Source organism: Rhizobium sp. Leaf311 (assembly GCF_001423445.1).
Taxonomy (GTDB): domain Bacteria; phylum Pseudomonadota; class Alphaproteobacteria; order Rhizobiales; family Rhizobiaceae; genus Agrobacterium.
On sequence record NZ_LMNZ01000004.1, the window covers coordinates 420,639 to 433,559 of the forward strand.

General features: G+C 52.0%; 9 protein-coding genes and 1 pseudogene. 4 read left to right on the plus strand and 6 right to left on the minus strand.

Annotated features, from left to right (window positions below; genetic code table 11):
- Positions 1-235: 235 nt before the first annotated feature.
- Genes ASF69_RS07740 through ASF69_RS07760 form a run of 5 tightly spaced genes read right to left on the minus strand, consistent with a single transcriptional unit; the run spans position 236 to position 7,748 of the window.
- A complete protein-coding gene (locus ASF69_RS07740) occupies positions 236-2,554 on the minus strand; it encodes a class I SAM-dependent methyltransferase (protein WP_156462008.1) in 2,319 nt (772 codons plus the stop codon).
- 5 nt (positions 2,555-2,559) lie between these two features.
- Positions 2,560-3,957 carry an ABC transporter ATP-binding protein gene (locus tag ASF69_RS07745; RefSeq protein ID WP_062586725.1) on the minus strand — a complete coding sequence of 466 codons (1,398 nt, stop codon included), beginning with the start codon at positions 3,955-3,957 and terminating at the stop codon, positions 2,560-2,562.
- Positions 3,947-4,780 (minus strand): ABC transporter permease, encoded by an 834-nt coding sequence (locus ASF69_RS07750; protein ID WP_062586726.1) that lies wholly within the window; start codon positions 4,778-4,780, stop codon positions 3,947-3,949. The genes ASF69_RS07745 and ASF69_RS07750 overlap by 11 nt, the downstream gene beginning before the upstream one ends.
- Positions 4,777-6,723 (minus strand): hypothetical protein, encoded by a 1,947-nt coding sequence (locus ASF69_RS07755; protein ID WP_062586727.1) that lies wholly within the window; start codon positions 6,721-6,723, stop codon positions 4,777-4,779. The genes ASF69_RS07750 and ASF69_RS07755 overlap by 4 nt, the downstream gene beginning before the upstream one ends.
- A complete protein-coding gene (locus ASF69_RS07760) occupies positions 6,720-7,748 on the minus strand; it encodes a GDP-L-fucose synthase (protein ID WP_156462009.1) in 1,029 nt (342 codons plus the stop codon). The genes ASF69_RS07755 and ASF69_RS07760 overlap by 4 nt, the downstream gene beginning before the upstream one ends.
- 349 nt (positions 7,749-8,097) lie before the next feature.
- On the opposite strand from ASF69_RS07760, the gene gmd reads away from it, so the two are divergent.
- From gmd to ASF69_RS07785, 4 genes are all read left to right on the plus strand, one after another.
- Positions 8,098-9,180: a GDP-mannose 4,6-dehydratase gene (gene gmd / locus ASF69_RS07765; protein ID WP_062586728.1), complete on the plus strand. Its 1,083-nt coding sequence runs from the start codon at positions 8,098-8,100 to the stop codon at positions 9,178-9,180.
- Positions 9,164-10,117, plus strand: coding sequence for a GDP-L-fucose synthase (locus ASF69_RS07770; RefSeq protein WP_062586729.1), 954 nt, complete (start codon positions 9,164-9,166; stop codon positions 10,115-10,117). Before gmd ends, ASF69_RS07770 begins: the two co-directional genes overlap by 17 nt.
- A gap of 2 nt (positions 10,118-10,119) precedes the next feature.
- Complete coding sequence (locus ASF69_RS07775) at positions 10,120-10,863, plus strand: glycosyltransferase family 2 protein (protein WP_062586730.1); 744 nt, start codon at positions 10,120-10,122, stop codon at positions 10,861-10,863.
- Positions 10,864-11,486: 623 nt separating this feature from the next.
- A protein-coding gene (locus tag ASF69_RS07785; RefSeq protein WP_156462010.1) for an IS3 family transposase occupies positions 11,487-12,700 on the plus strand; the annotation gives its coding sequence in 2 pieces (ribosomal slippage) (positions 11,487-11,823 and positions 11,823-12,700; 1,215 coding nt in all).
- A gap of 73 nt (positions 12,701-12,773) precedes the next feature.
- Here ASF69_RS07785 and ASF69_RS23555 read toward each other — a convergent pair.
- A pseudogene (locus ASF69_RS23555) lies at positions 12,774-12,921 on the minus strand (IS3 family transposase); the annotation flags it as partial.

Sequence of the window (12,921 nt, forward strand, 5' to 3'; positions counted from 1 at the left end):
CAACCCGTGACGCGACACCGTGGTGCGCACCCGGAACGGCCCCGCACCGCAACCCGCTGCCACCGCCCAAAATACAGCAAACTAAAACCGCTGGAGCGAATTCGAAGCCGGATAAACATGGAGGCAGCAACGTCACGGCACATGAAGCCATTCACACACCTTTTCGACGTCGAGCCGCAAGACTGAGCAACAGATTCTTTCAGTGGCACAGTCACATGCGCTGCACTCTGGACTGTCACCGCGAACGAATAATTCTGCTCCAAACTTTCCCGATTAAACGCCTCACAATGGGGAAAGTTTTATGGTGAAGTGCGACTTGCTCATTTGAATTCGGCATGTCATTGTAACATGACTCTAGTAAATTTGTTCTCTCAATAAGAAGTTCTCGGGTCACTATTAGGTCGTTTCGCATAATGTTGTTTTCGTGTGTTAGTAGTTCTATAGTTTTCCGGCAGTCCTTGAGAGCGGTCCGTGTGCTTTTCAAATCTTTAATGACGGTGGAGTATTCCGAGGCAAGCGAGCTGTCGAGCTTAGCAAGAGAAAAGTTGCCGCTTTTCAACAAGTGTACACCGTTCGCGCATCGAGCAATAGAATCCCATGCCAGAGCGTATTCTCGCGTCCCGTCCCCGTAATTGTATAAGTTTGGGAATTCAGGGTTAATGACGATATCTTTTACAGCGAAGCTTTGAAGCACATCGCCATATTCAATACCTCGCGTCCAGTACTGTAGCGCCAACTCTTGCCGACCTGTTGCAAAGCAAAGCCGACCAGCCCAGTAGAACGCCTCTGTAAGCTTTGTTGAAAGATGAATGCCGAACTCACTGATGTCTGTTGCACAACATGTTTCGAACGCAGCAATGGCGTCGTCAAATCGACCCAACGCCATCATAATCTTAGCCTTAACGAAAGACAGAGAAACTTTCCATCGGAGACTCATGGCGTCGCTAGGAGCCGAAGCTAGCCAATTGTCAATCAATACAGTTTGAATTTCGAGTTCTGCCGCAATTGGTTGCTGATCGAGATGTAGATAGCAGCTGACACAAAGGGCGGCAGCGTAATCGTTGGAGATTTCTGAACTCGTCCTCATTACTGTGGAGCAGAGTCTTACAAGACTAGCTTTGTTCTTAAGTCTATAGCTGACGTTCACCATTGCATGCATCAGCCAGGGATTCTTGTAGAACTCTTGGTACATTATGGAGGGGTGGCCCGAGGGCCCAACGTTCGAAAACACTCCTTCTCTATAGGGAATGGTGTTTTCCAGGGGCGACTTCATCGCTGTCATCAGACACCATTCAGAAATCGGCGACTTATCCTCACCGTCGAGAACTGGTCTGATAGAACGCGCCTTCTTAATCCAGTAAGGCGGGTTGGCAGGGATTTTTGCCTGACTGGCGTCGAGCGCACATTTGCTTTCAATAATGAAGTGACTGCCAAGCTCAGCGGCAAGCCTGTCCCAAGTATACACTTGCAAATGGTACGGATTAGGGTCTTCCCCGCTCTCGTCACTCCAGTCATTTGGAACGCTGACAATAACCCTGCCGCCAGGAGATAGAAGTCGATGAAATTCCTTTATTAAAGCATTTGGATCCTCAACATGCTCTAATGTCTCAAAAGAGAGGATGACATCGAACGATCCATCGGAAAACTTACTGAGGTAGTCGGGAAGAAAGCCGACTTCAAATGACAGTTTCTCATCCATCGATGCGAAGTTATCAGTTGCATAGTTGATCGCCCATTCGCTGCCATCGATGCCGCGTACACTCTCGGCTAATGTCTGTCGCGCAACAAGCCGACTGCCGTAACCAAGTCCGCAGGCTGCATCCAAAACTCTGTCGCCAGAGCGGATATAGTCGCAGCTCCAGTGATAGCGGATCATATGTGCGTCCGAGCGTTCCCCCGTGACGCGAGACATATCCATGTGCAATCCACTCTCAGCTTCAAGCGACGTCAGAGGATAGTGCAAAAGTGCGTTCTCGGGCACCTTTTCCAGCAAAATGAATATCTGCCATGGGTCCTCGTTTAAGGCCTCATAATAGTTGAGCGTATAATAAGCAGGGTGCTTTCTAAAACCAGCCTCAAAACATCGGTTCTCCCACCAATCTCGCTTTTCGACTGTTAAGTGCCAGTGCCCGTCTCGATCCACTGTTGTCGCTAATTGAAGAAATACATATTTGCCAGCGACCCTATACATCTCGGATAGGGCTAACGGAACGTCTGCAGGTTCCAGATGCTCCATGCAATCCGTCGACACAACCGTATGATATGACGCTGATTCAAAAGGCAGGCTGAGCACGGAACCTTTGATGAAGTGCGGACCGAACTTATTGGTTGCACGGTCAACGATTACCTCCGATACATCAACACCCTTCACAGTGACGCCTTCTCGCAGCAGAGCAGCCACTAGTTCGCCTTCACCAGAACCTATGTCGAGAACGTTGCCTAGGCCGCAGGTCTTAACGATCAAAGCGGAAATGTTATGCATGTCGCCGCTGGATTCGCCCAACCGGTCAGCGTTTTCCCAGTAAGAATCGTAAGTGTTCTGATAGTTTACCAAGAACGTTATCCTATCTCTGATTGCCAACCAGCGTTCATGGCAAGATCACAAATGCCGCCGAAAAAATAAATATCGCGACGTTGTGAGACCTGAAAGAACGCGGCTTCATCGAGCCAATGAACCAACTGTTGCGACTGATAGTCGGGAGTTTTCTCTTGCGAAATGGCCGCTTGAATTTCGTAAAAGTTTACACCTAGTGTGCATTTAAAACAAAAATCGACAGATATTTCGCTGCCGGCGGCGAATGATTTGTCCCAAAACAATTCTGACCCGTCGCCAACAGAAATTCTCTCGATATCTTGGTTTAATGTGCCCCAAGAGTAAATTTTAATGTTTTCCTTATTTCGCACTTGGAGCGCAATATTCATATTGCTCATTGTACTGGTAAATTTACACGTAACACGAATCCGAATGTCTTCTCCTGGGAAAAAAATATCTCCCGCCTCTCCATCACTCTTAAAGACTTGCACATTTGTTATAAAGGCTTCCCCAGTACCAAATGACCGGTCGTCGGCATGCAGAGAGTGCGAAGCGACTCGTGCTGAGTGGCGACTTTCCGGGGGGGCGCTCCTCGGATTAATAGCTTGCTCCACTGGGGCATTGGATTTTTCATTGACTAATGAGCGCAGATATTCTGTCTCTTCTTCGTGAAGCAAGCGCCTATAATCTCTGACGACGTCTGAAGACCCTCCCCAGGTCACTTGACGGCCTTGGTGCAAGAGGAGAGCTTTTGTAGTTAATGTACGAACGCTTTCTTGATCATGAGAAACAAACAGCAATGTCGTTCCCTGGGACGTAAGCTTTTCCAATCGCTGATAACACCTTTTTTGAAACAGCCAGTCTCCTACCGCCAAAGCTTCATCGATAATTAAAATGTCGGGTTCAATTTGCACCTGTAACGCGAATGCCAACCTGACAAGCATGCCACTAGAGTAAGTTTTTACTGGTTGATCCAGGTGCGGTCCGATGTCTGCAAAAGCTGCAATATCGTCGAACTTCTCGTCAATGTCCTGCGTAGATAAGCCAAGAAGGGCACCGTTAAGATAGACGTTTTCGCGCCCGGAAAAATCAGGACTGAATCCCGATCCAAGTTCTAGCAGCGCTGCAATCCGACCTTGAGTTTGAACTGCGCCCTCGGTTGGTGTCAGTGTGCCGGTAATTAGTTGCAGCAGGGTGCTCTTACCGCTCCCATTACGTCCAACGATACCAACAGCGTCCCCTCGATTTACGGAGAAATTAATATCTCGAAGAGCCCAGAACTGCCTATAATAAGCCTGTTCATTAATCCCTGCAAACCGCTTGATGCGCGGCACTACGAACTGCTTTAACCTGTCCTGTGGTTTATCGTAGATATTGTAGCATTTGCTGAGCGTCTGCACGTTGATCACAACCTCAGAGGACATCTGCAAATCCTTTGCGAAGCTTCTGGAAAAGGAAGAAGCCTGTGTAGGCGACGATTATGGCTGCAATCGTATAGACTGCAATACCCATCAGGACTGGCAGATCTCCGTAGATGGTGACACGCCGCGCCTGCTCCACGACGAACGTGATTGGGTTCAATTGAATCAAGGGCTTAATAATTTCCGGGAGTGCGCTCACAGGATAGAAGATTGGTGATAAGAAAAGAGAAGCGGATACTACAAAACCGGCGATTTGTGCGATGTCCCGCACGAACACTCCAAGGCTTGCGATGGCCCAGCTCAGCCCCAAGGACAATACTGCGAACGGGATCATAATGACAGGAAACAGGATCGCTGTACCGTGAAAATCGCTGCCCAGGACGTTTTGGACGCAGATAAGAACCAACCATGCGACAAAAGAATTAATTAGGGCGGACAAAACACAGACTGCTGAGAGTATTTCTAAGGGAAATACAATTTTCTTAACAAAATTTACATTCGAATTCACAAGGTTCGGGCTGTTATTTACGATCTCAGCGAAGAAGGCATGTATAATTAGACCGATGAAAAGTATTGGCACAAATGAAGATTGGTGGGATCCGTCGCCAGCCGCTTGCCATTTGGGCGAAAAAACAAATATGAACATAAATGAGTATATGGACAGCATGAGCAGCGGGTTGATCAAGGTCCACAATACCCCCATGACGGAGCCCTTGTATCTTGCAATCAGCGCTCGCTTTGTCATCGCAGCAATCAGACCTCGATGCATCCAAAGGGTTTTTATCATTGCGGTAGGAGAAACGGCGCCCGCGACCGAGGGCATCATCCTAATAGCCTCCTTTTGGCGGCGCGCAGGCGCGCTTGAAACCCTTGGCGTCGCAGTGCTGCGTACTGAGCCTGCCACCAGAACGCGCTGAACAATTGGCCAAGCCGAATAGAACTTGTAAACGGAACCAATTGAATCGCCGTATTGACTGGAGCCATGCCCACGGCAGGAGTTAATGCATAGGGACTGAAGCTGCGGATGACTTCAGTCTCCGCGATGTCATCCCACGTCCGCTTGGGAAATTCCGTCTTCAAGTCAATGCTGACAGTTGCTGGGAATTGTTGGTGAATAATGCTTTCGCCGCGCAGGACCGCTAGTGGGCGCCCGTGAAGATAGGGAAGCGCAGTGTGAACGTCGTCAGATATTCCAGATAAGCGGAATATGAAGCGGCCGTACCCAATAGGATTCGATGCGTCAACGTGACCGAAATCGATTAGGTCACTCACGGAATGAACGGTCGCTGTTCCGTCATTCAAAATTGCCGCAGTGGCAGCACATTTAACGCTTTCATCGCGCTGAAGCGCCGCGGCCAATATCTCTACATGATTTGAAAGCAAGGTCTCGTTAGGCGCGACGATAATGACCGCCTCAGAGCTTGCTGCGTGCCTGATAATTTCTCCTATAACCTGCCCCATTGCCCGGGGATAAGCTAGATTCGTTCTGTTTGGGCGGTCGAAAAACGCAGTGCCGACCACGTCGAACTGCGCATCCGTTTGGATCAAAAGCTCTTCAATTTCTGAGCGGCGCTCGATGAGTTCTGCCTGGTCCACCCATAGCGTCACCTGGAGATTCGTGTAGCTTTGCCGCGTGGCACTCCCCAAATGTCTGAGCAGTACCTCAGCCGAAAACGTTGGCATCAGGAGGTTTAGTCTGACGTTGATACTCGCCGTTGTCTCCTCGCCAAAATGATGCCGAGAAAGCTCGTTTTTGCGTTCTTCAAAATGTGTGTATAGGTCGGATAGGTTTCTAATTAAACTAAACTTTTCGCGAAACAATTCCTGCGTGCGGTTGATCTTCGCGAGAGCAGCTTCCGGATTGTTCTTGGTCCAGTCAAGGTGCTTTAGTATCTCGGCGACTGTCGCGTCCGCCGTTCCTCGGGTATCGACATAGAGCAGAGAGTCTCCGAAATGCTTCATTGCGAACGGGTTCTCGTCGCAAATGACCAGGGCTCCGGCCGCGATGCTCTCAAATAGCCGGTTGGACATGAGTGCGGAATCCTTGTGCGCCTGGGACGACAACACAAGGGAGATACCGGCCTTGGCGATCTCATCGATCATTGAAACGCCGTCAAAAGGGACCTCTTTCACGTAGCTCTGATATCCGTCCCATACCTTTACGCCTTGGAATATAGTCGGTCCGTAGATCCTCAGGTGACCCGTAGAGTCCAGCTTTTTAAGCATTTCCTGATGGCGGGAACGGCCGCCCCGTAGCGCATCCCAGTTGATGCCAGCATAGGCAAGCTTACGTTCGCCGAGCGATGGCCCATGTATGATGTCAGGTGTTGAGTGGTATAGATGAAAGCGCGGCGACAGGTGCGTGCGGACCCGCCGGACCATACGGTTGACATGGTCGTCGGCAGCACTGGAGCTGCAACTGATAAAGTCGTCATGGGTGACCAGGTTGCGCGAACACCGGTAATAACCCCACTCGTGATAGAACTTGATCGGGTTCCACAGCGCGACGAAAGAAAAGGCGTCGTAGTTTTTCGGAGTGTCGAAATGCAGGTGCAGCACGAAGTCGACGAGCCGTTTCGAGACCACCGTACTGGGATCGGATATCAGCCGGCCATCGGAGTGGATTTCGATGCACTCAACACCTAGAGCGCCTGCGGCAAGCTTCAGCCTCGCGATACATTCGTCTTCAGCGGTCTTGAGCTCCGGCCAGAGCTTAACAACGGCAAAGCGCTTCAGCATGTCCTTGGGGATGAACCCGTCAGTATTCATTCTGTAGTTCCTGGCGATCTTATCATGTGAGGGGCGCGGGCTGCTTCAAAGCGGTGCATCTCGTGCGGCTCCTCGGTGGTATAGCGACGCCTAAAATCGTCATATGCTGTAGCAAGTCCAGCCCGCTCAGTGATTTGAGGAAGCCAGCCCAACGCCCTGATCTTACTGCTATCAAGGAGCTTGCGCATGGTGCCGTTCGGCTTTGAGCGGTCGTAGACGATCTCGCCTTTAAATCCGACGACTTCGGCTATCAGCGTCGCCAGTTCGGATATCTGAAGGTCGTAGCCACAACCGACATTGTAGAGTTCATGCTTGGTCGGCGCGAGCATAACGTATTTCAAAGCTGCTGCGAGATCATCCACGTGCAGTAGCTCGCGGCGAGGCAATCCATCGCCCCACACGATAAACTCCTGGGAGCCTGCTAGCTTGGCTTCGTGCGCGCGGCGCAGCATCCCCGCAACCACGTGGCTGTGCTGGGGATGATAGTTGTCGCCCGGTCCGTAAAGGTTGGGCGGGACAATAGCGACGAAGTTTGATCCGTGCTGCGTACGATAGGAGCGGCACATCTCAATACCAGCGATCTTGCTGACTGCATAGGCGCGGATGTTGCCGTCCAGGGGGCCGGTCAGCAACGCCTCCTCACGGATTGGCTGCTCGGCATTGGTAGGATAGGTGCAGTTCGAGGCGACGAATACCAGCTTTTCAACACCTGTTTTGTGTGCGCCGTCAATTACATTCGTCTGGATCATCAGGTTGTCGTAGAGGAAATCGGCTGGCAAGGTGGCATTCGCATGAATACCGCCCACCTTCGCCCCGATGTGGAACACCAGCTCGGGTCGGTTCTCTTGCATCCAGCGCCGCACCGCGCCCGCATCTGTCAAGTCTAGTTCCGCTCGGGTTGTGAGCAGCAACTCGGCGTCCGAACGCTCAAGGCTGCGCACCATAGCGGAGCCGAGCATTCCCCGGTGGCCGGTGATCCATATACGCCGTCCGGAGAACGAGTTAATCGAGCCTTCCGCTGCCATTCTTTCCGCCTCAACCATATATAAAAAGAACCTTGTCAGTCCGATGCAATGCCGAGATTGTGGCCTGCGTTGCGCTTCTCCATTGAGCAACTCCCTCTTAAGGTCGGAGCGACGTCAACGTTTCGCCAAGTGTACACGCAGTGCCTCCATAACCAGCTTTCCCAAAGAGCGCAATGATTGTATGAAGCCAAACCACAATTGACCAGAAGCATCAAGCTCTATAAATCGCTAGACCGAAAGACGCGCGAACTTCATGCTGGCAGGCAAATTTAGGCTCCCGAGATTCCAAGATTGCGGGGCCTTTGGCTGAGAGGCGTCAACAACATATGACTATGAGGAACGAGCACGAATGAAAGTCGCACTTATCACCGGCATAACCGGCCAGGATGGCGCCTATCTGGCGGAGTTGCTGCTGAAGAAAGGATATGTCGTTCACGGCATCAAGCGGCGGTCTTCTCTCTTCAATACGGATCGCATCGACCATCTGTACCAGGACCCGCATGTCGACAATGCCAACTTCATCCTGCACTATGGCGATCTGACCGATTCGACGAACCTCATACGCATCATTCAGCGCGTTCAGCCGGATGAAATCTACAATTTGGCGGCCATGAGCCACGTCGCCGTGAGCTTCGAGACCCCGGAATACACTGCCAATGCCGATGGCATCGGTACCTTGCGCATACTGGAAGCCATCCGCATCCTCGGCATGGAAAAGAAAACCAAGTTTTACCAAGCCTCCACCTCTGAGCTGTACGGCTTGGTGCAGGAGACGCCTCAGACCGAGAAGACGCCATTCTATCCGCGGAGTCCTTACGCTGTTGCCAAGATGTACGCATACTGGATTACAGTGAACTATCGCGAAGCCTATGGCCTCTATGCCTGCAACGGCATACTTTTTAATCACGAGTCGCCGCTGCGGGGTGAGACCTTTGTCACCCGCAAGATCACACGTGGCCTGGCACGCATCAAACTCAATCTCCAGGATTGCCTCTATCTCGGCAATATGGACGCGCTGCGAGATTGGGGACATGCCCGTGACTACGTCGAAATGCAGTGGCTGATGTTGCAGCAGGAGACGCCAGAGGACTTCGTGATCGCCACTGGAATTCAGTACAGCGTTCGCCAATTTGTCGATGCGGCCGCCAGCGAGCTCGGTATTAGCCTCACCTGGACGGGCGAAGGTGTCGAGGAGACCGCAACCGACCAGCACGGCAAAGTCGTGGTACGCGTCGACCCGCGCTATTTCCGTCCAACAGAAGTCGAAACTCTCCTCGGCAACCCAGCGAAGGCAAAGGAAAAGCTCGGCTGGATACCCAGGACGACATTCCACGAGCTTGTTGCTGAGATGGTCCGCGAAGACTTGCGCAATGCCGAGCGTGACGAATTGGTAAAAAAGAGCGGATACTCTGCTTATGACTATCACGAGTAATGTGCCCGATCGATCATCAAGAATCTTTGTAGCAGGACATGCCGGGATGGTCGGGTCGGCACTTGTCCGTCGCCTGGAGGATGCCGGTTACGGCAATATTATCGTCAGAACACGCGCGGAGCTTGATTTATTGAGTCAAGCTCGCACTGCCGCTTTCTTCGAGGAGCAGACGTTCGACTATGTCTTTCTCGCTGCGGCTCTGACAGGTGGCATCCATGCTAACGATACTTACCGCGCGGATTTCATCTATCAGAACTTAATGATTGAGGCGAATGTCATCCACGCCGCCTACATGACCGGCGTGCGCAAACTTCTGTTCCTCGGATCGAGCTGTATATATCCGCGAAACAGTGAGCAGCCAATCCGTGAGGACAGTCTCTTGACAGGTCCGCTCGAGCAGACGAACGAGCCCTACGCTATCGCAAAGATCGCCGGGGTAAAGCTCTGTGAGAGTTACAATCGGCAGTACGGCACCAACTACGTCAGCGCCATGCCGACAAATCTCTATGGCCCTAACGATAATTACGATCTGCAGAATGGTCACGTCTTGCCTGCGCTTATTCGCAAAGCGCACGAAGCGAAGGTGCGTCGCGAGAAGCATATGATCGTGTGGGGATCTGGCAAGCCGCTTAGGGAATTCATGTATGTCGATGATCTTGCTGATGCCTGCGTCTTCCTGATGGAAAATCGATGTCCACATGGCTTAATCAACGTAGGAACCGGAAGCGATATTAGCATCAGAGACCTGGCGTACACGATTATGGAAATAGTCGGCTTTGACGGTGGTCTCGTTTTCGATACTAGTAAGCCCGACGGGACTCCCCGAAAGCTTCTTAATACAGAGCGCATGAGTGCGCTCGGCTGGTGCGCTCGCACTTCATTGCGTGATGGGATCGAGAAAGCATATGCGGACTATGTTGCCAAGCTGAGCCAATAAGGATGACACACCCCTTAGTTACGATAGTTGTGCCATCGTATAATCAAGGCCAGTTTCTTGACGAGGCGCTCAAATCTATCTTTGAACAACACGTCCCAGTTGAAGTATTTCTATTGGATGGAGGTTCTTCGGACAACACTCTGGATGTGATCGAAAAATGGAAGAGCCGATTGGCCGGCTGTCGGAGTCACCGAGACGATGGCCAAGCAGCTGCGATAAATGAGGGAATTGCCCGAGGTTCGGCTCCTTTTGTGTGCTGGTTGAACAGTGACGATCTGTTTCTCGCTGGCGGATTGAGCAAGCTTGTCACCGCTCTAGAGGATGCCCCGGAAGCTCCTGCGGTCTATGCTCGCGCCTGGAATTTGGTGCAAGAGACGGGGAAGCGCTACCCAGTCTGGGTGCAAAGATTTAGCCGGCGACGACTGGCGCTTAGATGTATAGTATCGCAGCCGGCGACCTTAATCCGACGTAGTGCCTGGGAGGCCGTCGGTGGAGTGAATCCGAACCTTCACATGGTGATGGATTACGATCTGTGGTGGCGATTGTACAAACAGGAGGGCCCCCTACATTTTCTGGATGATTTTGTGGCAGTAAATCGTGAGCACGAAAACACCAAAACCAATACCTTACGCCGCCAGCACTATCGCGAGGCAATTTCGATCGTACGCGAGCACAACGGCTATGTTCCGATTAAATGGTGGATCTCACAGCCTTACTCCGTTTGGTACAAATCATTGTTCAGATGAAATTTGCCAGTCCATGGTTGGATAATCGTGATGTGAGCTTTTTGCGGCGGGAGAGGCTTGTTGTGGACGCCTCATGTCAGATATCTTCACATCAAGATGCCCCATCTCCAACCCTGAATACTCGACCGCGTTTACAAGTCGATTCGTTGCGCCCGCATGCCTAGAACGAGCCTACCGTAATCGCGCGTCACGATATTGCAGTTGCTTGGACGGATGGAAGATTGAACTGGTCATCAAGTTGGCTCGTCTGAGGGCGTCCACGGCAGCGTGGCGAAATGAATGTAGATAGATGCCGCGGCCTTTTTCTCAATTCAGTTTTGGTAAGATCGCGACCAAACTCTCGGCCAAACTTGGGTCCAGCTTTCTCGGTCTCTTAAGATAGGGAGGGAAGCCAAGCCCCACCAGTTCTGGATGAATGAGCACAACAAGACATAAGCCAGGCACTTAACATTTTACAGATCGTCCTTCCCATCCTTCATTTCGGTTATCTTCATGATTCAAGTATTTTCTTCCTTACGAAGGTCGCGTATGGAGAAATTTACCTTACCTCTGAACTGCACCCCGTTTCGACCGGACAGTCGGCATAAGCAGAAAGGCTCAAGCACATGCTTGGGTATAGGCTTATGTCTAACGATTATCGACACGTTGAATTGCTGACGGGAGATGTGCACCGCAGGCGGTGGACAACCGAGCAGAAGCTGACAATTATTGAGCAGAGTTTTGAACCAGGCGAGACGGTATCATCGACGGCGCGCCGCCATGGCGTTCCGCCCAATCTGCTTTATCGATGGCGCAGGCTTTTGAGTGAGGGAGGTGCTGCAGCCGTGGATTCTGACGAGCCGGTTGTCGGGAATTCTGAAGTGAAGAAACTGGAGGATCGTGTTCGGGAGCTGGAGCGCCTGCTCGGTCGCAAAACGATGGAGGTCGAAATCCTCCGCGAAGCCCTTTCCAAAGCGGACTCAAAAAAACGGATATCGCGGAAGATCTTGTTGCCGAAGGACGGTTCCCGATGAAGACCGTCGCAGACACGCTGGGCATCTCTCGCTCGGACCTTGGCGAGCGGTTGAAAGGTAGATCAAAGCCACGCGGAGCCTACAACAAGGCCGAGGATTCAGAGCTTCTGCCCGCCATTCGCAGGCTGGTGGATCAAAGGCCAACCTATGGCTATCTGCGGATCGTCGCGCTCCTCAATCGCGAAAGGCGAGCCGTCGATCAGCCTGTCGTCAACGCCAAACGGGTTCATCGCATTATGGGTAACCACGCCATGCTGCTGGAGAAACATACGGCCGTTCGCAAAGGCCGCATCCATGATGGCAAGGTCATGGTCATGCGCTCAAACCTGCGCTGGTGTTCGGACGGTCTGGAGTTCACCTGCTGGAATGGCGAGGTCATTCGTCTCGCTTTCCTAATTGACGCCTTCGACCGCGAGATCATCGCTTGGACGGCAGTCGCCAATGCAGGCATCTCCGGCTCTGACGTGCGCGACATGATGCTGGAGGCAGTCGAGAAACGCTTCCGCGCAACCCGAGCCCCGAATGCTATCGAGCATCTCTCGGACAATGGTTCGGCTTATACCGCGCGGGACACGAGAATATTTGCCCAGGCACTCAATCTGATACCCTGCTTCACGCCGGTCGCCAGCCCGCAGTCGAACGGAATGTCGGAAGCCCTCGTCAAAACCCTGAAGCGGGATTACATCCGCATCTCGGTACTACCGGACGCCGAAACAGCACTCCGGCTCATCGACGGATGGATCGAGGACTACAACGAAATCCATCCCCATTCCGCGCTCAAGATGGCTTGCCCTCGGCAGTTCATCAAGGCTAAATCAACCTAGCCGACCTGTCCGGTGAAATGGGGTGCACTCTAGATCCCAAGTTTTATCCGGCTTCGAATTCGCTCCGGCGGTTTTAGTTTGCTGTATTTTGGGCGGTGGCAGCGTGTTGCGGTGCGGGGCCGTTCCGGCTGCGCACCACGGTGTCGCGTCACGGGTTAATTGTCTGAGCGAATTCGGCCTGTGTCAGCCTGCCAAGGCCTTAATGCGGGCGTTGCTCGTTG

Bases quoted from the DNA above. Each gene is read 5' to 3' on its own strand.
- ASF69_RS07770 (WP_062586729.1), top strand. From the start codon at position 9,164: ATGACTATCACGAGTAATGTGCCCGATCGATCATCAAGAATCTTTGTA.
- ASF69_RS07760 (WP_156462009.1), bottom strand. From the start codon at position 7,748: ATGGCAGCGGAAGGCTCGATTAACTCGTTCTCCGGACGGCGTATATGG.
- gmd (WP_062586728.1), top strand. From the start codon at position 8,098: ATGAAAGTCGCACTTATCACCGGCATAACCGGCCAGGATGGCGCCTAT.
- ASF69_RS07755 (WP_062586727.1), bottom strand. From the start codon at position 6,723: ATGAATACTGACGGGTTCATCCCCAAGGACATGCTGAAGCGCTTTGCC.
- ASF69_RS07745 (WP_062586725.1), bottom strand. From the start codon at position 3,957: ATGTCCTCTGAGGTTGTGATCAACGTGCAGACGCTCAGCAAATGCTAC.
- ASF69_RS07775 (WP_062586730.1), top strand. From the start codon at position 10,120: ATGACACACCCCTTAGTTACGATAGTTGTGCCATCGTATAATCAAGGC.
- ASF69_RS07750 (WP_062586726.1), bottom strand. From the start codon at position 4,780: ATGATGCCCTCGGTCGCGGGCGCCGTTTCTCCTACCGCAATGATAAAA.